17 protein-coding genes are annotated in these 19,804 nt (G+C 70.8%); 4 read left to right on the top strand and 13 right to left on the bottom strand.

Features of this window, described 5'->3' with window-relative positions:
* The 5 genes from ACTOQ3_RS00970 to ACTOQ3_RS00950 all read right to left on the bottom strand — a co-directional run bounded on the left by ACTOQ3_RS00970 (position 1) and on the right by ACTOQ3_RS00950 (position 8,069).
* Positions 1-831 carry a glycosyltransferase family 2 protein gene (locus tag ACTOQ3_RS00970; RefSeq protein WP_440081418.1) on the bottom strand — a complete coding sequence of 277 codons (831 nt, stop codon included), beginning with the start codon at positions 829-831 and terminating at the stop codon, positions 1-3.
* 155 nt (positions 832-986) lie between these two features.
* A complete protein-coding gene (locus ACTOQ3_RS00965; protein ID WP_440081417.1) occupies positions 987-2,114 on the bottom strand; it encodes a GNAT family N-acetyltransferase in 1,128 nt (375 codons plus the stop codon).
* A 521-nt stretch (positions 2,115-2,635) separates the two neighbouring features.
* A complete protein-coding gene (locus ACTOQ3_RS00960) occupies positions 2,636-5,077 on the bottom strand; it encodes a sigma factor-like helix-turn-helix DNA-binding protein (protein WP_440081416.1) in 2,442 nt (813 codons plus the stop codon).
* 201 nt (positions 5,078-5,278) lie between these two features.
* Entirely contained in the window at positions 5,279-7,069 is a 1,791-nt protein-coding gene (locus tag ACTOQ3_RS00955; protein WP_440081415.1) for a substrate-binding and VWA domain-containing protein, read from the bottom strand.
* Positions 7,070-7,439: 370 nt separating this feature from the next.
* Positions 7,440-8,069 carry a cation transporter gene (locus ACTOQ3_RS00950; RefSeq protein ID WP_440081414.1) on the bottom strand — a complete coding sequence of 210 codons (630 nt, stop codon included), beginning with the start codon at positions 8,067-8,069 and terminating at the stop codon, positions 7,440-7,442.
* Between the two features lie 161 nt (positions 8,070-8,230).
* Here ACTOQ3_RS00950 and ACTOQ3_RS00945 point away from each other — a divergent pair, with 161 nt between their 5' ends.
* Positions 8,231-9,004, top strand: coding sequence for a DUF4184 family protein (locus ACTOQ3_RS00945; RefSeq protein WP_440081413.1), 774 nt, complete (start codon positions 8,231-8,233; stop codon positions 9,002-9,004).
* Positions 8,997-9,953, top strand: a complete 957-nt coding sequence (locus ACTOQ3_RS00940) for a TrmH family RNA methyltransferase (protein ID WP_440081412.1) — start codon at positions 8,997-8,999, stop codon at positions 9,951-9,953. The genes ACTOQ3_RS00945 and ACTOQ3_RS00940 overlap by 8 nt, the downstream gene beginning before the upstream one ends.
* A gap of 147 nt (positions 9,954-10,100) precedes the next feature.
* Here the strand turns inward: ACTOQ3_RS00940 and ACTOQ3_RS00935 are convergent, their stop codons facing one another.
* Positions 10,101-10,847: a phospholipase gene (locus ACTOQ3_RS00935; RefSeq protein WP_440081411.1), complete on the bottom strand. Its 747-nt coding sequence runs from the start codon at positions 10,845-10,847 to the stop codon at positions 10,101-10,103.
* A gap of 316 nt (positions 10,848-11,163) precedes the next feature.
* Between ACTOQ3_RS00935 and ACTOQ3_RS00930 the strand changes: the two genes are divergently transcribed.
* Positions 11,164-11,418, top strand: a complete 255-nt coding sequence (locus tag ACTOQ3_RS00930) for a hypothetical protein (protein ID WP_440081410.1) — start codon at positions 11,164-11,166, stop codon at positions 11,416-11,418.
* On the opposite strand, the gene ACTOQ3_RS00925 is transcribed toward ACTOQ3_RS00930, so the two are convergent.
* The 7 genes from ACTOQ3_RS00925 to ACTOQ3_RS00895 form a co-directional block, all read right to left on the bottom strand.
* Positions 11,408-11,809, bottom strand: a complete 402-nt coding sequence (locus tag ACTOQ3_RS00925; RefSeq protein WP_440081409.1) for a RidA family protein — start codon at positions 11,807-11,809, stop codon at positions 11,408-11,410. The genes ACTOQ3_RS00930 and ACTOQ3_RS00925 overlap by 11 nt on opposite strands.
* Before the next feature lie 121 nt (positions 11,810-11,930).
* Positions 11,931-13,799: an allophanate hydrolase gene (atzF, locus tag ACTOQ3_RS00920; protein ID WP_440081408.1), complete on the bottom strand. Its 1,869-nt coding sequence runs from the start codon at positions 13,797-13,799 to the stop codon at positions 11,931-11,933.
* A gap of 129 nt (positions 13,800-13,928) precedes the next feature.
* Complete coding sequence (locus ACTOQ3_RS00915; RefSeq protein ID WP_440081407.1) at positions 13,929-15,545, bottom strand: hypothetical protein; 1,617 nt, start codon at positions 15,543-15,545, stop codon at positions 13,929-13,931.
* 3 nt (positions 15,546-15,548) lie between these two features.
* Positions 15,549-16,229, bottom strand: coding sequence for a cysteine hydrolase family protein (locus ACTOQ3_RS00910; protein ID WP_440065790.1), 681 nt, complete (start codon positions 16,227-16,229; stop codon positions 15,549-15,551).
* 241 nt (positions 16,230-16,470) lie between these two features.
* Positions 16,471-17,118, bottom strand: a complete 648-nt coding sequence (locus ACTOQ3_RS00905; RefSeq protein WP_440081406.1) for a GntR family transcriptional regulator — start codon at positions 17,116-17,118, stop codon at positions 16,471-16,473.
* Between the two features lie 127 nt (positions 17,119-17,245).
* Positions 17,246-18,271: a D-alanyl-D-alanine carboxypeptidase family protein gene (locus tag ACTOQ3_RS00900; protein WP_440081405.1), complete on the bottom strand. Its 1,026-nt coding sequence runs from the start codon at positions 18,269-18,271 to the stop codon at positions 17,246-17,248.
* Between the two features lie 216 nt (positions 18,272-18,487).
* Positions 18,488-19,030, bottom strand: a complete 543-nt coding sequence (locus tag ACTOQ3_RS00895; RefSeq protein WP_440081404.1) for a DedA family protein — start codon at positions 19,028-19,030, stop codon at positions 18,488-18,490.
* 160 nt (positions 19,031-19,190) lie between these two features.
* Between ACTOQ3_RS00895 and ACTOQ3_RS00890 the strand changes: the two genes are divergently transcribed.
* On the top strand, positions 19,191-19,772 hold the full coding sequence (locus ACTOQ3_RS00890) for a hypothetical protein (protein WP_440081403.1): 582 nt from the start codon (positions 19,191-19,193) through the stop codon (positions 19,770-19,772).
* Positions 19,773-19,804 lie beyond the last annotated feature (32 nt).

The following is a 19,804-nucleotide window of genomic DNA, read 5'->3' as shown; positions in this document are numbered from 1 at the left end:
TTACGCGGCGCCCTGGTCGGCGGCCGGGGCGGCGGTGGCCGGCTCGTGAACGACGGGAGCCGGGTTGCTCCGCCACTCGCGGATGATGGTCTTCAGCACCCGGATGCCGTCGCGGACGGCGTGCAGGTTGCTCTCGCCGTGGATGCGGCAGCGCTCGTGGCTGGGGACCTCGTGAACCTTGAGACCGGCCTTGGCGGCGCGGACGTTCATCAGGGTCTCGATCTCGAAACCGTCGCAGTCGAGGTTGAGGACGTCCAGGTGGCGGGCCCAGAAGGCGTTGTAGCCGTAGCACAGGTCGCTGTAGCTGGTGCCGTACATCCTGTTGACCAGCGCGGTCAGTGTCTTGTTGCCGAACTTGCGGATGAACGTCAGGTCGTCGCTGCCGCCGCCGGACGCGTACCGCGAGCCCTTGACGAAGTCGGCGCCGGTGACCAGCGCGCCCACGAACTGGATGATCTCGCGGCCGTCCGTGGACCCGTCGGCGTCGATCATCACGATGATGTCGCCGGTGCAGGCGGCGAAGCCCGCCGACAGCGCGTCACCCTTGCCCTTGCCGGTCTGGTGCACCACGCGGACGTTGGGACGCAGCCTCCTGGCCACGGCGACGGTGTCGTCCTTCGAGTTGCCGTCGACCAGGACGATCTCGTCGATCCACTGCGGCAGCGTGGCGAAGACGTGCGGAAGGTTCTCCGCCTCGTTCATGGCGGGGACGACGACGCTGACGGTGGGGGAGATCGCCATGTTGGGCGTGATGGGGGTGAACCGCTCGATGGGTGGCACCGCCCTCAGCGGTGGCTTGTTGTTGTAGTGCTTGGTGATCTCGGGACTCATTGTGACGGATGTCCTTCCGGGCGGTCGGTCGTCAGGGGTGACTGGCGGACGGACCCGGGGCCTTCGCCGGTCGGGACGACCGGCGGAAACGGCGAATGCGATGAGGGATGCATGCGAGGGTCCTGGCGGGTGGTGTGGTGATGAACGGGAGCGGTCTAGCCGACTCCCCATGGTTCCTTGACGACCGGAGTGCCTGATTGGTTCTGCGCGGGGGCGCGCATACGGCCGAAACCCTTCAGCACACGATCGGCAAGCCTGTACAAATTCGGGCGATCTGTAACGATCGTTCGTGCCTTGTTGACGGGGGTGCGGCCGATCCAGTGGACGGCGGCGGCCGGGGAGGGACGCGACACGCGGCCTTCCGCGACGAAGAGGTCACCGCTTTTCAACCAGCTCTTGTACTCGCGTCCGCCCTTGCCCATGTCGACCTGCTGCAGCCCGGAGTTCGCGGCGTGCTCAGCCATGTGCAGGTGGTGCATGATGCCGGGGGAGTAACGCGCGAACTCGGTGTCGTAGGCCGGGAACCAGCCCACCAGGGTCGTCGCCGTCCGGAGGCCGAAGTGGCCGGCGACGGGCCTGTCTCCGGCGTAGACCATGGTCAGGACGCCCGCGAAACTCTCGGACCTCGCCGCGTGCATCTCGTCGAGCAACTGGACGATCCACGGCTGGGCGAAGCGGTCGACCCGGCCGGTCCTGCGGTACTGGTCGGACTTCCAGTTGGTGAGCGTGCGCAGCGTGCCCGGGTCGGCCGAGTACCACTCGAAGCGGATCTCGCCCTGCTCGCGGCCGAGCTTGCGCTCCTTGTAGCGGACCGTCTTGAGGTTCTTCGGCGAGTTGGCCTTCACCTGCTCGATGTAGGTCTCGAACCCCACGCTGAGGTCCATCACCGGAGCCGGTCGCACGTCCGACTCGTACGGTGCGAACGTCGGCTGGCCGGGGACCAGGTGGTCGAAGTCGAAGACGGAGAGCTTGCAGGCGCGCAGCAGGGTCCGGACGTCCAGCTTGAGGCCGGGGACCGAGATCAACCCGTGGCAGGTGGTCAGGAAGCCGCCGAGAGGCTTGCCGATCCCGAAGCTGTGGCGCTCGTAGGGGAAGAACCCCACGATCTTGCCGCCGTCCTGGATGACCGCGACACGGACGTAGTCGCGCAGCCGCCCCATGGCGAGTGTGAACTCCACGGAGAGGAAGGGGTTGTCCAGCGACGGATCCGCCACCTGCAACTCCCGCCATCGTGAGATCTCGGGCTCCCCGAGGTCCTCCGGGCGAACGATGACGATGTTCACCTTGACCTGGCCCCCTGTTCGGTCTGCAAGCTCCCGCTCCCCCGATACAACACGCGTAGTACGTATATGAAGCCGCCGAGCACCGCAATCGTCGCGACTCCGGCACGGGGCGACCATGCGTCAAAGGTAAGCATGGCAGCGGCCAGGAGAACGTTCACAACCAGGCTCGCTGCCGCACCCACTGATAGTGCCGCAAGCGGGTCACGATCACGCAACAGTCCTACCACTGCGGCGCCCGGAACGACCAACAGGAACAGGGGCGTAAGGAACAAGCGTAACGGAGTGTCGATGTCGGCTAAGGCGATCACGGCTCCCGCGACACAGGCGAGAGTGAGGGCCCACTTGAGCCCCCTGCGTTTGATCGACATCTCCGAGCTCCTGGTTGGTAATGACGTGACTGATCGCGCTCTTCATGTGACCAATCACTCAACATGGACGTCAATGCCGACGCTCGGCACCAGTCCATGGTTTACCTGATCCACGGGAGAAGTCTCGGTGTTAGGTAAAACGAGATGCGGGAATCAGCCCGTCGCCTCCTCGGAGCTCGCTCCGGCGGAGGGGGTCGGGGTCGGGTCGGGAGCCGGCTCGTCCTGAGGGGTGGAGGCCTCGGATTCAGGGCTTTCCCAGGAAATCGCGCATCCGGCGTTGCCCCCGGCGGACCTGAACGCGACCCGCCCGGTGCCGCTCTCCGACGGATCCTTGGCGGTGACCCAAATCACGCTGCTCGAGCCCGCCCTCAGCTGCCCTTGCGCGGGATGGACGTCGAGCCCGCCGGAGGTGGTCGCCGACCACGAGACCGTGGCGTTGCGTGCCGCGAGCCGGATCTGCCCGGCGCCCTCCCCGATGTCGCCCGGACACGAGACGCTCAGCCGTCCGGCCGCGGGCGGCCTGGCGGCGGTGCGGGTGGGGCGGGGCCGCCCCGCCGTGGGCGCACGGCTCGGTGCCGGTCGCGCCGCGGTGGCGGTGGGGACGGCGGGGGCGGGCGCCTCGGTCCTCCGGCTCCGCTTCGGGGTGGGCGTCGGCGCGGCCTCCGCCTCCGGGTCCTCCGGCGGCGAGCCGGGCTCCGGCTCGGGGCCGGGCTCCAGCGTGATCAGCGCGGGTTCCGTCCCCGGCGCGGTCTGGGGGTCCCTCAACGCCCCTCCGGCCAGGTCCTGCCCGCCCACCACGACCACCGCCCCGGTGGCGGCCAGCACGCACACCACCGCCAGCAGCACCGGCCCCCTGCGCCCGCGCCGCCGCCGCCGCTGCGCGGGCGGCGCCTCCGTCCTCCGCTTCCCCTCGCCGGTGGGCGGCGGTGTACGCCGGACCCCGGGGTCTCCCGCCGGTGACGTGCGTCGTACCCTGGAAGCCTCCTCCGGTGACGTGGGCCAGACCTCGGTGCCACCGGCCGGCGGAGTGGGCCGGGCCTCACCGCCCTCGGGAGACTCCCCGGGCCACGCCTCGTCGGGGGACGACGCGGGCCACACCTCGTCGTCGGGAGACGACGTGCGCCAGACCTCACCGTCGGGGGACGGCGCGGGCCACACCTCGTCGTCGGGAGACGACGTGCGCCACGCCTCGCCGTTCGCGTACGGCGGTGTGCGCCAGGTCTCACCGTCCGTTGACACCTCGGTGTTCTCGGGTGGTGTGGTGCGCCACGCCTCGCCGTCCGCGGGGGGTGCCGGCCAGGCGTCGGGGTTCGTCGTCGGTGCCGGCCAGGCCTCGGCGCTCACGGCCGGTGCCGGCCAGGCCTCGATGTCCACGGGGGGTGGCGCGTGCCGCGCATCGCCGTCCGCGGGCCGTGACGCGCGCGGGGTCCCGGCGTCCGTCCACGGTGCCGCGCGTCCGGGCTCGCCGTCCGCCGGCGACGCCATCACGTACCTCGGCGCCGTCCCGATCTCGGGGTGGCGCGGCACGCTCTCCGGGGAGCGTGTCCCGGTGTCCGCGTGTCCCGCCCGCGCCTCCGTCCCGGTCGGCCACGCCCTCGCGTCCGGGTGTGACGTCCCGGTGTCCGCGGGGAGCGCCGCGTGCCGGGAGCGGGTGCCCCCGGGGGGCGTGCTCCCCCCGCCCGAGGGAGAGCTCTCGTCGCGTGCCCGCCTGCCGCCCGCGCCCCTCCTGCCGCCCCACCGGCGGCCCCCCGTGCGCCGTTCGGCCGCGACGGGGAAACCGGCCTTGTCGAAGCCGTTCCCGGCGACGATGGCGGCGCGGTCCTCGCGCGCCTCCGGGTTCACGCAGGTCTCGATCACCCGGCGGCGCAGGGAGAGCGGAGGGTAGGCCAGGGGCACCAGGTCCAGCAGCCGCCCGGCCGAGACGTGCCGATCCCTGCGCTCGACGCAGACCTCGCAGCGGCCGATGTGGGCCGACAGCCGCCTGCGCAGCAGCGTGGTGAGGGGGCCCTCCCACGAGTCCACCATCGCCGACAGGTCGGGGCAGTGCGCCCGGCCGACCTTGGCGAGCACCACGGCGGCGGCCGCGTTCTCCAGGTGGTCGCGGGCCCGGCCGAGTCTCGCCGTGACCTGGCGGGAGGTCAGCCCCAGCACCGCGCCGACCTCGCCGCTGCCGAGGTCGTGGCGGAGCGACAGTTCGAGCACCTCGCGCTCCTGCCCGCTCAGCTCCGCCATCGCCTCGTGGACCAGGGCCGCCAGCTCCCGCTCGCCCGGGTCGTCGTGGACGTCGGGCGGCGGCGCCGACCCCCGCGGGCCGTCGCGCCCCTCGTCCGCGCACCGGATCCGCACGAGCGCGTACAGCCACGCGCGCAGGCGGCCGGGCTCGCGCAGGCGGTCCACGCCGCCCTGGGCCGCGACCAGGGCGGCGTGCACGGCACCGGCGGCGGCCTCACGGTCGCCCAGCAGCGAGTGGGCGTAGTCGTTGAGACGTTCGGCATAGGAGTCGTAGAGGCTCGCCGGCGCCGTTGTGTCGGCACGCCGCAGCGCCTCAACGAGTTGTTGATCGTCGGTTCGGCCGACGGTCGGCCATCCGGGCACGGACATTCCTCCCCCGCGAGACGGGCTCGTTCACGGGTTTCACCACTCACCCGTTCCAGCCCACACGCGTAGGACGCCACCTCCCGGCAACCGGTTGACCAAAGGGGTTCATATCATGCCGACACGGTATGACCTGGGAAAACTGCTACGGCTGGTGCCAATGTGACACCAGCCGTACAGGATGAAGGTGAGGAGGAAGGGTCAGTCGCAGTTGGGAGCGCAGAGCCGGCGCTTCATGCCCTCCAGGAAGAACTTCCTGACCTCCAGGATGTTCTTGGCGATGTACGCGTCACCGGCGGTCGCCTTGGCCAGGGCGTCCATCTGGCGCTTGCCCTTGGGTGCGTCGGGGCCGAAGGCGATGATCAGGACGCTGACCGGCTTCTCCGGGTCGAACTGCTCCTTGAGCCGCTTCAGGATCTGCTGGTTGCTGATCCCGCCGTCCGGGTCGTCGTTGCCGGCGCCGTCGGTGAGGATCAGCACCGTGTTGATCTTGTCGCTCTGGTACTCGTCGGTCATCTGCTTGTAGGCGGCGGCGAGGGTGTCGTTGAGACCGGTGTCGCCGGTCGACTTCGCCCGGGTCGTGATCAGCCTCTGGTTGATCACGTCCCTGCGCAGGACACCGTTCATGTCCTCGGTGAGCGGGCCGACCGGGACCGTCTCGCGGTAGTCGACCCCCTGGCCGTTGAGATGGGTGGAGAACTCCCACAGTCCCATCTCGCTCTTGGCCGGGAAGAGCTTCATGCCCTCGACGGCGATCCTGCTGATCGCCTGCATCCGGGTCAGCCCGGTACCGGGCACCGGGAGGGCCATGGTGCCCGAGACGTCCAGCAGGGTGATGAGCCTCGTACCCAGCTTGATCCGGGACCAGGTCTGGGACATCCTCGCGACGGTCTTGCCGTCGGGCGGCTCGATCGCCTGCGGGGCCTTGGCCTGGAAGCCGTCGGAGCCGGAGATCGCCTTGCCGCCCTTGCCGTCAGGGGTGCGGAACCCCTGGTCCTGCAGCGTCTTCCTGGACGCCTCGCTGCCCAGCTCCTTGCGGAACGCCTCGGCGGCCTTGCGCACGGCGGCGTCCTCGGCGGTGATCACCACCGGGTAGTCGAGGTTGATCGTCCCCTCGGCCGGATAGAGCGGCACGGCCGGGACCTCGGGCTTCTTGGACTTGTTGAACGCCCAGACCCCCTGCTCCGAGGAGATGCCCAGCGGGGCCTTGCTGCCCTTGACGCCGAGGCTGGCCAGCAGCGCGTCCTGGTCGCGGACCGTCGACGTCGACCCCGACAGGCTCTTGAGCGCGCCGACCAGCTGCTCCTCGCCCGCGCCGGAGGCCGTGGCCACCCCGGCGGCGGCCAGGAGCGCGCCGAGCCCGGCGGCGTTGAGCGAGGGATCCAGCACGAGGACGCGAACCTTGCGGCCTGGACCGTCCACGTTGGCCACGTTGGCGGCGTTGATCATGCCGCCCCAGCTGGCCTCGCCGAAGCTCTTCTTCAGGTTCGGCACCACCGAGCCGGAGGCCACCATGACGATGGGGGAGTGGGCGATGGACTCGCCCGCCTCGGGCACCTCCTGGTTCCTCGCCCGCAGGTTCGTCACCCACAGCTTCGAGTCCGGGATCCACATGTCCATCGCGGCGGCCTTGCCGCCGCTGAAGGAGGAGGCCACGGTCGCCGAGGCGCCCTTGGTCACCGTGACCGTGGCGCACCTGCCCTCGACGTCGTGGGCCGCCTTGTTGAAGCGCCCGGCGATCTGGGACAGGGCGGGCTGGATGTCCGGGGAGGCGGTGATCCGCAGCGGGAGCGCCTCGCCCCCGCACGCCCCGGCGCCGCGGTCGCGGTTGATGACCACGAACGCGGCGACGCCGAGCAGCACCGCGAGGGCGACGGACCCGGCCAGCGGGACCAGCACCTTGCCACGCCCCCCGCGCCTGCGTCTGGGCTGCGGTTCCTTGTACGGGGTGTAGCCGTCCTCGAGTTCATCCGTCCGGTGACGTCCGCCCACGATGTCCTCTTTGGTGTCGATGTCATGGAGCTAGCGGGTCACCCTATCGGGAGGTCGTCCGCAATATTCACGGAACTGTACTGGGAATGGTTACTGGGGCAAAAAACGCATTTCGGTACCGCTGTTACCGTATGTGTCGATCACGAAGCCCTGCGTCCGCGCGGGCCGCGGACGACCGGCGGTCGCGGAGATCACCTGGTCGGGCGGCAGAAACGCGGCAGGAACAACGGAAGATCGGCAACGGGAGACAGGTGACCGGCGGCCGGTGGAACCGGATGGCCGGCGACGGGGAAAGGCGATCGGCGGCGGCACCCGCGGCGATCGACGGACGGCGGCCGGGGAGCCCTGCGGCGGCGGTCGGGAAGGGCGATCAGTGGCAGCAGGAGTGCCCGCGCCACGCCCTGAGACCCTCGCGCGCCGCCACCGCCGCCAGCAGAACCGCCATGGCGGGATCGATCCACCACCACCCGGCGGAGTTCAGCGCGAGCCCCGCCAGCACCCCCGCCGCGAGCAGGGCGCACAGGAGATTCTGCGTCCCCTCGCCTGCGGTCGCCGCCGAGTGCAGCCGCACGCCCAGCCGCCGCTTGGCCATTCCCAGGAACGGCATGCCGACCACGCTGGCCGCCGTCACCACGATCCCGAGCACGCTCGGCACGGCCCGGTGGCCCGCGTTCAGGTCGTGCGCCACGTGCAGCACCAGGTAGGGGGCGAGGATCCAGAAGCTGATCGCCACCGCCCTGCGGGCCCGTACCTCGGCGTGCGCGGACCCGGTCCTCGCCCCGGTGAACCGCCAGACCACGATCAGGCTGGCCGCCGCCTCCACCAGGGCCGACACGCCCCAGCCGATGAGGGCGACCGAGTGCGCCCCCAGACCGGCGGCGATGCCGAGCACGCTCTCGGCGCCCAGCCAGACCAGAGTGGCGAGGGAGAGCGCGCGAGCCCTGCGGGCGTCACGCAGCCACTCGGCGCTCGGCGGCGCCAGCACGATCTGATCGGTCACGACGACCTCCGGATACCGATCGGCAGCGCTCGGTAATCTATACGTCACGAAGTGTGTGAGGCGGGAAAGTGGTAAAGCTCCACGCGGTGACAGCGGCGTGTTCCCACGAGGCGGCCGTGTCGCAGGATTGAGCCGTCCAGCAGATCGTCGGAGGGAAACCCGTGCCGTTCACGCCCAGTCACGTCGCAGCCGTGCTGCCGTTGATCTCCTCGGAGCGGATACGCCGGTTCCTCGATCCCTGGGCCCTCGCCCTGGGCGCCATGGTGCCCGACCTGCCGATCTTCTTCCCGTTCCTGCCCGACTACATGATCTGGCACTCCCTCAGGGGCGTCCTCACGATCGACCCGTTCGCCGTCGTCGTGCTGCTCGCCGTCTTCCACCTGGTGCTCCGCGACCCGCTGACCGCGCTCCTGCCTCCCACCCTCGCCGGGCGTGCCGCCTCGCTGACCCCCGGCATGTACGGGCTGCGGCGGCTGCCCGCCGTGATCGCCGGAGGCGTCGTGGGCGCTCTCACCCACAAGCTCTGGGACTCCTTCACCCACTCGTACAGCTCGGCCCTGTGGGGCTGGAGCTGGCTGGACACCCGGGTGGCGGGAGTGATCCCCCTGTTCCGCCTGCTGCAGTACACCTCCACCGTGATCGGCCTGGTGGTCGTCCTCTGGTGGGCCTGGCGCGGACTGGCCGGGATGGAGCCGCGGCCGGTGCCCGAGCGGCTGCTCCTGCCCGCGGGCGAGCGGGCGGCCGTGCTCCTGGCCACCGCCGTGTCGATCCCGCTGGGCGCGGTCGCCTGGGCGGTGGCCTTCCCCCCGGGCAGCGGGGCCGAGCTCGTGACGAGGCTGGGCGCGGGGGTGGTCGTCGGCTGCTCCGCGATGCTGCTCGTCTACGCGCTGATATGGCAGCTCAGGCGGGTCATGGCAGTATTCGAGGGTGCCTGAAGCCATCGACCCCCACCTGGCCGACTACGCCAACCTGCGCGACGTCGAGCTGCGCAAGAGCATGGAGGCCGAGCACGGCCTCTTCATCGCCGAGGGGGAGAAGGTCATCCGCCGCGCCGTCGCGGCGGGCCACCCCGTGCGCTCCGTCCTCCTCACCTCGCGCTGGGCCGAACCCCTCGCCGACCTCCTCGGCCCGCTCGGCGATCGGGTCCACGTCGTGGACGACGCCGTCATGGAGGACGTCACCGGCTTCCAGGTCCACCGAGGCGCCCTCGCCGCCATGGAACGCCTTCCTCTTCCGGGGGTGGAGGATCTCCTGTCCGGCCGGGCCGCTCCCGGCGATGGGAGTCACCTCGCCCCGGCGGGGCCCGATCCCGAGGCCGCCGAACTCACGGCACGTCCCCTGCGCGGTTCCGCGACGGGGTCCGACCGCGAGGACGGCGAGCCCGTGGCACGGACCGGCTCACCGCCCCGGCGCATCCTGGTCCTCGAAGACCTCGTCGACCACGGCAACGTCGGCGCCATCTTCCGCTGCGCGGCCGCCCTGGGAGTGGAAGCGGTGATCCTCTCGCCGCGCTGCGCCGACCCTCTTTACCGGCGCTCGGTGAAGGTGTCCATGGGAGCGGTCTTCGCGATCCCGTACGCCCGCATGACCGACTGGTACGCCGGCCTGGCCGAACTGCGCGGAACGGGCTTCCGGACGCTGGCCCTCACCCCCGACCAGTCCGCCACGCCCATAGACAGGGCTCCCATGGCCGACCGGGTGGCCCTGCTGCTCGGCTCGGAGGGGGACGGGCTCTCCTCCCGCTGGCTGCGCGAGGCCGACGAGGCGGTCTGCATTCCGATGAGCCCGGCCGCGATGGGCATGGGCGTCGACTCCCTCAACGTGGTGGCCGCGGCGGCCATCGCCTGTCACGGCCTCATGCGAGGTTCGATCTCGGCGCCGTGAGGTGCTTCGATGACGCCGCTCACCACCACCCTGTGCACGCGATGTCGGGCCGGTTTCCGGCTTTACCGCAGGCGCGCATGGTGTAGCCGGAATGATTGTGCGCGACTGTGTACACCTGACGCCCCCCGTAGGGAATTCTGGTCACACTCAGTTGCTTCCAGGTGCCGCCGCCGTCGATCGACCAGTCGACCCAGACCGAGTCCCGTGGGATCCATTGGATGTCCTCCCCCACGCGCAGTCGGCGCCGGAGTGAAAACGTAGTTCGAACGTCCTGCCGAGCAGAGGCGCCGATCTTTCCGTCGAGATGAGCGTGGGATTCCACAGGTTGGGGTTTTCCCCGGCCCGGCACTTCGATGGATGCTGTGCCCCAAGACGGCGGACGGCGTAGTGGTAGAAGTCCGCGAGCCTATGGCATTCCTGCTGCGCGGCCCAGCCCCTGTACTCATCGCAGATCGTATACATGTCCTTCCTGAAGTTGTCGTCGACGCGCTTGCGGTTTTCCTCGGTGAGACGGTGCTGGATCCGGTAATTGCGATAACCGAAATCGTGGCGTCGGCAGGCGTAGTCGAATCTGTACCCCGATGGTGTGTCAGGTGACTTGGAGCAGTCGTCCGCCGTCCATCTGGGAGCGTCTCCCGAGCTGTTGTGCTTCTCGTCCCATACGGCCTCGAACTCGTCCAGGGAGTACTCGAAAGGGTGCCGGTCCGTCGCCTCCTCGAGATCGTCGAACGTTCGGAGCGTTCGAGCGTTCTCGGATCCCGCCCTCGTGGTCGCGCTCGCGGCATGCGTTCCGGTCGGGAGGGGGACGGAAAGGATGAGCGCTCCGGCTGTGCGCAGGACACGGTGAGGGCGATGGGGCATCTTTTCTCCGTTGGTTTTATCGGCGACGCGCATGGTGGAGACGTTCGCTTGTCGCCTACTTCTTATTCTCCGTGCCTTGTCACCTCAATCGTGCGCGATATTCCTGCCACGTTTCCGCCACCCGGCCGGAATTCCCGTGCCTCCGGTGTAAGAATATCGCAGGAAAGGACGCGGGGGCATTGATTTGACAGAGTGCGACAAAGGGTTTTATCGGAAAAGAATTCTCTTTGTGTGAGAAGTGTGGATTTCTTATAAAAATGAGAGGATTGCAGAACGAAATAACCCTTGCCTGCCTCTGGCGCGTCGCATCTTCGGTGGGTGATCGGGTTTTTTCACCATGGAGGTGGCGGTGCGCCTGCGCAGCAGGGTCATCCTGGCGACCGTCCTCACCGTCGCCGCCTGCGCTGTCGCCTGGCTTGCGTGCCTTCGGGTCGGGCCTGATGGCGACAGCACGGGAACGGTCGTCGGTCTTGTCGCTTTCGCGGTGGGGGCGCCACTGACCGTGTGGGCCGGTCCGGAGGATGAGGCGTTCCTGGTGAAGACCTTCAAAGGCTGGACGGAACCGCCGACGACCATGCGCCTGTTGCCGCTGGTCAGTCGATGACCAGTGCCGCGGGACGGCGCGCGTCCACCTCGATCTCGATCTTCATGCGGGGGTCGGCGAGGCCGCACACGAGCATCGTCGCGGCCGGGCGGACCTCGCCGAAACGGCGGCGCAGGGCCGGCCAGCAGGGCTCGAAGTCCTCGCGGTCGGGCAGCATGTACCGCACCCGGACGACGTCGGCGAACGAGCAGCCCGCCCTGGCCAGGGCCTCCTCGATGTTGCGCAGGCACTGCTCGGCCTGCTCGACCACGTCGTCGGAGATCGTCATGGTCGCGTAGTCGTAGCCGGTCGTCCCGGACACGTGCACCCGGTCGCCGTCGACCACCGCCCGCGCGTATCCGATCCGCTCCTCGAAGGTCGAACCGCTCAGGATCGCGAACCGCTCAGTCATACGGCCAACCGTAGATCCCCGGTCCGGTTCGCGCACGGTCCGTCTCCCGGGCCCGCGTCTCGGCGGGCGCGGGCCCGGACGTGCCGGAGCCGTCGCCGGTCCGGGGGCCGGATCGTCGGGACTACGGCAGGGAGAGGAGATAGTCCGGCCAGCTGCCGTGGTGACTGATGTCGGGGGCCTGCTCGGTGGCGTACGGCTCGCAGAGGAAGCCGTGCACCGCGCGTCCGTCGGAGAGCCGGATCGTGCCGAGGCCGAGGGGCGGGGTGGTCTGCGTCAGCAGGACGCCGAGTGCCGAGGTGCTCAGGTCGTACAGCTCGACCTCCACCTGGGCGCCGCCGGAGGTCGAGCGGACCAGCCCCGGGCGAGGCATGTCACCGTCGTCCAGGGCGTAGAGGCGGTAGAGGGGGGCCGTCAGGGCGATCCCCAGGCCGGTGGCGCCGAGGGAGGTGAGCCGGCCGTGCAGAGGTTGGCCGGAGCGGTGCGCGCCGACCACGGCGAGCACCGCCCGCGCTTCGGCGGGGTGGGCGAGGGAGGCGGCCGGTCGAGCTTCTGGTGTGCGCGTGCCCGGGACGGGGACCGCGGGGCCGCCGGTCAGGCTGTGGAAGGTGGCGCCGAGACCGGCGAGGAGTTCGTCGGAGCCCGCCGGTCCCAGGAAGGTGACGCCGTGCGGACGGCCGGTGGTCGTCGTTCCGGCCGGTACGGAGATTCCGGCCAGGTCGAGGAGGTTGGTGAAGGTGGTGTAGTGGCCGAGGATCGCGTTGCGTTCGATCGGGCTCTCGAGCATCTCCGCGACGGTGAAGGTGGTGGGCACGGTCGGGACCGCGAGGACGTCCATCGAGGCCCATGCCCGCCGGGTCTCCGCCTCCAGCGCGCGCAGGCGGTAGAGCCCCTCGAAGGCGTCCACCGCGCTGAGCGCGCCGCCGCCGGACAGCACCTTCAGGGTGACCGGGTGGACCTCGCCGGGGTTGCGGGCCACGAAGTCGCCGACCGCGGCGAGCCGTTCGGCGAGCCACGATCCCTCGTACAGCAGCCGTCCCGCGGCGAGGAACGGGTCGAGGTCGACGGGGACGAGCCGGTGACCGAGACCGGCGAGCCGTTCCGCCGCCTCCGCGAAGGCCGCCTCGGCGGCGATGTCGCCGAAGAACTCCGGTTCGCGCGGCACCCCGATTCGCAGGGGGTACGCGGAAGGCGGCACCGGACCGGGGACGGGGAGCGCGCGTGACCAGGGGTCGGCGGGTTCGAAGGCCGCGATGACGGACAGGACGGTGAGGCCGTCGGCGGCCGAGCGGGTGAAGACGCTCGGGCAGTCCAGCGACGCGCACGCGGGCACCACGCCGAGCGTGCTGACCAGGCCACGGCTCGGCTTGACCCCCACGGTTCCGGTGAGCGCGGCGGGCACCCGGCCCGACCCGGCGGTGTCGGTGCCGATGGCGAACGAGACCAGGTCCGCGGCCACCGCCACCGCGGAGCCCGAGCTGGACCCGCCGGAGATCAGGCCCGGTACCAGCGGCGACTCGCACGCGCCGTACGGGCTGCGGGTGCCCGACAGCCCGGTGGCGAACTGGTCCAGGTTGGTCTTGCCGACGAGGAGGGCGCCCGCCGCGAGCAGCCGTTCCACCAGCGGCGCACCGCGTCCCGGGACGTGGGAGTAGGCGGGGCAGGCCGCGGTGGTGGGCAGCCCGGCCACGTCCACGTTGTCCTTGACCGCGAACGGGACGCCGTAGAGCGGAGGACGGTCGTCCGGGTCCGGCCAGCGGCGGGCCAGCTCGGCCGCGTCGCCGAGCAGGTCCGCCGCCGGGCGCAGGGTGATCCACACGTGGTCGTCACCCCGCGCCGCGATCCGCGCGAGCACCTCCCCTGCGACATCGCAGGGGCGGGCCGTCCCGGAGCGGTAGAGACCGGAGAGGCTCTCCAGGTCCAGGCGAAGCGTGCTGTCCGTGCTGTTCGGGGTGGGGTGGGGCGTGCTGTCCGGATCAGGCGGAGGGCGCATGTGCCTTTCCTGTGTGTACGTGGTTTCCGGTGCCCGGCATGGAGGCACGGGGACGCGGACCGGTTCGCGGGAGTCGTCGGCGTGCGGCGTGCCCCGCGAGCCGGTGCCGGCCGGTTCGCGGGGCACCGCTCACGAGGTGGCGGGGGCCGCCGGCGAACCCGCGGCGACGGGTCTCGCGGCGGCAGGCTCGGGTGCGTCGGCGGCGACCGCCGCCTCGTCCGACGGCCTGGGCTTGAGGAATATGAAGGCGAGCAGGATCAGCCCCGCGAAGAGGTAACCCAGGGAGACCTGGCCGTTGGCGTTCCACTCGACCCGTTCACCGTGGATCAGGCCGACGAAGGCCAGGGCCGCGCCGGCGAAGGCGTACCCGGCGGCCCACAGGAACGACCGGTCGATGACGAAGGCCGTGATCGAGCCGAGCACCAGGCCGGCGAGCACGGCGCCCCCGCCGAGCAGGGCCGTTCCCTCGTAGACCGTCCCGCTCTGCGCGATCGTGTCGTACCCGACCTCCCGCGCGCTGGTCCCCGCGGCGGCGAGCGCGTTGTCCATGTAGCCCTGGGCCCAGGCGGCGATGTTGGGAATGATCGCGATCACCACGGCCACCGCGTGCGCCTTCGGCACCGACTGGAACGCCTGGGCGCCGATGAGCAGGCCGATGTAGAGCAGGATCGGCACGATCGCGGGCGCCGGCAGCACCGCGCCGAGCAGCGCGAACATGCCGAGGAAGCAGAACAGCGCGATCACGACGCCGCTCGCCATCGAGTAGCTCGTACGGCCGCCCGCGGACTTCCACCCCGGGTGGCCGATGTAGACGGCGGGCGGGAACGGCGAGCCCAGCATCGAGCCGACCACCGCGCCCGCGCCGTCGGCCAGGAGCACCGAGCGCAGGTTGTACGAGTCGCCCGCGGCGGCGGCGCTCTCCACGTTGCTCATGCCCTCGGTGAAGTTGTAGATGCCCAGGGGGATGGCGGTGGCCAGCAGCGGCGAGACCTGGCCGAGCCCTTCGAGCAGGCGGTCGATGTTCAGTGACGGCAGGCTCACCGCGATGTTCTCGGCGGCGGCGCCCACGTCGGCGGGGTTCATGTAGCCGCCGATCCAGGCGATCGCGGTACCGGCGAGGAGCGCGGCGAGCCCGACGGGGATGTTGCCCGGCAGCCTCAGGTCGGTGAAGAAGCCGACCATGATGATCACCAGCACCGGCAGCGCGATCCAGGCCGCCTCCCACATCTGCGCGGCGGGCCGCATCGAGATGAAGGCGATCGAGATGCCCGCCAGGGTGCCGAGCATCGCCGCCCTGGGAGTGAAGCGGCGGATGTACGGGCCCACGAAGGCGCCGATCAGCACGATGACGCCGATGATGAAGCACCAGGCGAGCCCCGCCACCCAGGCCTGCAGGGGGTTCCTGGTCGCCAGGTAGGTCGGCAGCATGATCACGAACACGACGATGAACATGTGCGGGACGCTGGGCCCGTACGGCATCGCGCACACGTCGGTGCGGTTCTCGCGGCGGGCGAGCCGCCGGGCGAGGTAGGTGTAGTACACGTTGCCGATCAGGAGCTGGATGCCCATCGCCGGGAGGATGACGCCGAAGACGTCGGAGCCGGGCAGGTGGACGACCCCGAGGCAGAGGCCGCTCAGCACCAGCACGTTGACCATCACGTTGAAGCCGAGGCCGAAGAAGGCGTTGGTGTCCCCGCCGACCCACCAGGGGAGCTTGAGTTTGACGGCGCCGGTTGTCGTGGTCATCGGTCAGCTCCGTGTTTCGAGTGCCTTGAGATAGCCGCCGGAGGGGGCGACCCAGCCGAAGATGCCGCCCTGGGCGGCGATCATTTCGAGCCCGTACCGCTGGAACTCGGCGAAGTACGAGCCCACGCAGTCGGACAGGACCAGGCACTCGTAACCCCGGTCGTTCGCCTCGCGGACGGTGGTGTGCACGCACACCTCGGTGGTGACACCGGTGACGATCAGGCTGCGGATGTCCGCCGCCCGCAGGGTCCGGTCCAGGTCGGTGGCGTGGAAGGAGCCCTTGCCGGGCTTGTCGACGACCAGCTCGCCCTCGGCGGGGGCCAGTTCGTCGATGATGTCGTGGCCGTACTCGCCGCGGATCAGGATCCGTCCCCGGGGGCCGGGGTCCCCGATGCGCAGCGACGGCGCGCCGCGGCCGAGCTTGGCGGGCGGGCAGTCGGACAGGTCGGGCAGGTGACCCTCGCGGGTGTGGATGACGGTCATCCCCGCCGCGCGGGTGGCGGCCAGCACCTCCTGGAGCGGCGGGATGACCCGCCGCAGCATGGACACGTCGTTGCCCAGGGTCTCCCCGAAACCCCCGGGCTCGACGAAGTCCCGTTGCATGTCGATGAGCAGCAGCGCTGTGTGTCGCGGATCGAATCCGTATGCGTACGGCTCGGCCTCGACGAGAAGCGGATCGGACACGTTGACTCCGTTCCTCGGATCCTCCTTTTGTCGATTGTCGACAGAATTGTGTCGGTGGTTTTCCCGCCCGGTTACGCTTCTGTTAGCGGCTCGGACCGGAGCGTGATCGCACCGCCCGGCGCGCGCCTCCCCGGTGGCCGGGCGTCGGCCGGGACGGTCGCCGAGCTCGATCAGGTCCCGGTCGGGATCCGGATGCGGACGCCGGTCGTCGGGCCCGGGACGCGCCCCTCGGCGGAGGTGTTCATCCGATGTAGGTGCGCGCCCCGTGCCGGGACAGGGCGTCGAGCGCGGTGGCCGGGTCGCCGGAGGCGATGGCCTCGAAGAGCCGCCGGTGCCGCTCCACCCCCTCGGACGGAGCCCGCTGCTCGGCCTCCCTGCGCAGGTTCGCGGCCATGTAGAGCTGCAGCTTCAGGATGACGGGCTCGTACGCCATCAGCAGCTGGCGGTGGCCCGCGAGCGCGACGAGCGCGACGTGGAAGCGCCGATGCGCCTCGTTCTCGCTGAACGGGTCGTCCAGCCGTACCGCCGACGCCATGCCCTCGAGCGCCTCGGCCAGCGCGGTCATGCCGTGGGCGCCGGAGAGCGGCAGCGCGGTCTCGACCGCGTAGCGTTCGAGCACGTCGCGCAGCCCGAACAGCTCGTCCACGTCGTCCCCGGTCAGCTCGGTGACGCGGGCTCCCCGCCGGGGCAGGTGCTCCACCAGCCCCTGCTGCCCGAGCGACCGAAGTGCCTCGCGCAGCGGCGCCCGGCTGATGCCGAACCTCTGGGTGAGCTGCTCCTCGATCAGCCGCTCGCCCGGCGCGAGGGCACCGGAGAGGATCTCGTGACGGAGCCGCCGCATCGAAAGCTCGACCAGGCTGGGGTGTTTCAGCTCCCCATCGGGTTCCACCCGTCCATCTCCTCTCGACGTGTGGAACAAACTCTCTCAGAGTTCGGCAGGATTTCCGCGCGCGGGATGGCGGCGCGGCCGGGGGACGGCCCGCGCGCTCGCCGGGAGCGCGCCCCTTCCGCCGTTCTCAGAGGTCCGGCGGGGTCTGCTCGCTCGCCCAGTCGAGGAGCCGCGTCGCGCTCTGGAAGCGCCGGTCGGCGTTGGACTCGCCGAGGATGACGCCCACGAGCCGGTGGCCGTCGCGGTCGGCGGCGAAGGACAGGCAGTATCCGGCGGCGCTGGTGTAACCGGTCTTCAGGCCCATGACCCCGGGTGTCTTGCCGAGCAGCTTGTTGGAGTTGGTCCAGGAGTGCGCCCGGTGCACCTTGGACTTCGCCACGACGTGGCGCCTGGTGGACGCGATGATCCGCAGCAGCGGGTCGCGCAGCGCGAGGTCGGCCAGCTTCGCCTGGTCCAGCGCGGTGGAGTGGCCGGGAGCCGGCTTCGGCAGGCCGTCGGCGTTGGCGTAACGGGTGTCGACCAGCCCCATCGAGCGGGCCGTGGCGTTCATCTTCGCCACGAACCTCGCGTTGCCGGGACCGTAGACGCGGGCCAGGGCGTGGGAGGCGTCCGCCCCCGAGGGGAGCATGACCGCGTAGAGCAGGTCCCTGACGGTGAGCCGCTCCCCGGCGCGCAGGGAGGCGTGGGTCGCGCCGTTCGCCGCCGCGTGCCGCACGTCCGCCGCCTGGATCGTGACGGTGTCGTCCGGCTTCGCCTCCCTGAGGACGACGTACGCCGTCATGACCTTGGTCAGGCTGGCCACCGGCATCCGCTTCCCCGCCTGCCTGCTCAGGTGGACCGTTCCCGTGCCCGCGTCGTACAGGTACGCGGCCCGTCCCGGCACCGAGGGCACGGCGCGCCGCTCCGCCGCGGGCGCGGAGATGAGGGTGAGCGCGCCGGACGCGGTGGTGAGGACGGACGCGCGGGGCGCGGACGGCGCGGTGACCAGGGCGGACGCCATGGCCCCGGTGCTCTGGACGTGCGCCGGAGACCTGCCGGGCGGCGCGGGTGCCGAGGACGGCGAGGCCAGAGCGGGCACCGGAGACACGGTGGCCAGGGTGACCGCGGTGACCAGCGCGGCGCGGGCTATGAGGCGTGTTCCCCCGTGATGCATGCGAGCCATGCTGACAGAGGCCACCGTTGATATGCGGAAGTTGGCGGTTTGGCTATGGAAAAGTTGACATCGGTGCCGTGTGCGGACGTGAAGGGACGATCACGGGAACGATCTCACCCGGCACATCCGGGTTCGCGCGACACGCGGGGCCGCCGTACGATCCCGGCCGGTGTCTCGCCCGGTGCCCGGATTCGCGCGACCGTCACGACCCGCGGCTCAGGCCGCGGTGGCCAGTCTCTCCGCCTCGCGGCGGGCGGCCCGGTGGCGGCGCCAGCGGACGAACCCGACGACCACCGCGACCGCCACCAGCGCGGCCAGGCCCGCCAGGAGCGGCGACCGCGCGGCCAGCCCCAGCCAGCCCCAGATCACCGAGTACAGGCCGAAGGAGGTCACCGGCACCCAGGTCAGGCAGCCGAGCGCGCTGGCCACGACGTACCAGGGGTAGGAGATCCGCAGCACCCCGGCCACCCAGGGCAGCGTGTGGCGCAGCCCCGGCACCCAGAAGCAGGCGTAGACGGCGAGCGCGCCCCACTTCCTGACGACGTTCTCGACCCGGGTGATGTTCTCCTGGCCGATCTTGGCACCCAGGCGCGAGGTGTAGAGCCTGGAGCCCACGACGTGGCCGATCCAGTAGTAGGCCTGGAACGCGCCGAACAGGGCCACGCCGCCGACGATCACCCAGAGCCACAGGGGCATGCCCAGGAAGGACGCGGAGGCCGGGTCGGGGATGCCCGCCACAACAGGTCGCACTCTGAACATCACCACCACGGTCGTTCCACCTGCCTACCTCGATATTAGGGCGGGCTTACCTGAACCGGCGGACCGGTGCCCTTCCCGGCGACCCGGCTGCAAGCGGACGTCAACTCCGGAGCAAGAGCCGTGGCGTACACCTGGGATGTAACGAAGGAAGGTGTCTGTCATGAGTCCGCGTAGCAGTGTGGCGCCGATGGTGGCGAGTGGAACCGCGAGTGCCGTCAAGCTGCTCGTCGCCACCCTCGCCTTTGCCGGAGCCTACCTGGGGGTGGAGGCCACCCACGGCACCCAGGCCCGGATCCCGGCCGGCGCGGCGGCGCAGGCGCCGGTGCGGACGGTGGAGCTGTCATCGCGGTCGATGCCGGCCACGGAGCGGGTCCCGGCCGCCACGGAGCGGGTCTCCGCCACGAGCGAGGTTCCCGCCGCGGGCACGGTCACGGCCCCCGGCACGGTCACCGTCAGCGTGCTCGACGCGCTCGGTCCCTGCGACAGGCTGTACCAGGTTCGGAGCGTCGTCGGCAACGACGACCCCCGGGCCACCGTCTCCTACGGCTGGCGCCTGGAGCGCTGGAGCCCGGGCACCCGCCGCTGGCAGACCTACCTGGGCACCGGGTCCGGCTTCGGTGGCGAGAGCCAGACCGTCGAGTGGCAGCCCAGGATCGTCAACAACCCCGGCTGGTACCGCGTCGTGCTGTCGGTCTCCGGCGACGCCCCGCTGCGCAGCAAGAAGTTCCTCGTCAGCTGCTGATCCGCCCGCTCCGCGCCTCTTCCCTGGCGTCT

Origin of the sequence: Streptosporangium sp. LJ11, assembly GCF_051918945.1 — a bacterium.
Taxonomy (GTDB): Bacteria; Actinomycetota; Actinomycetes; order Streptosporangiales; family Streptosporangiaceae; genus Streptosporangium.
This window is presented reverse-complemented; position numbering and strand designations above follow the sequence as displayed.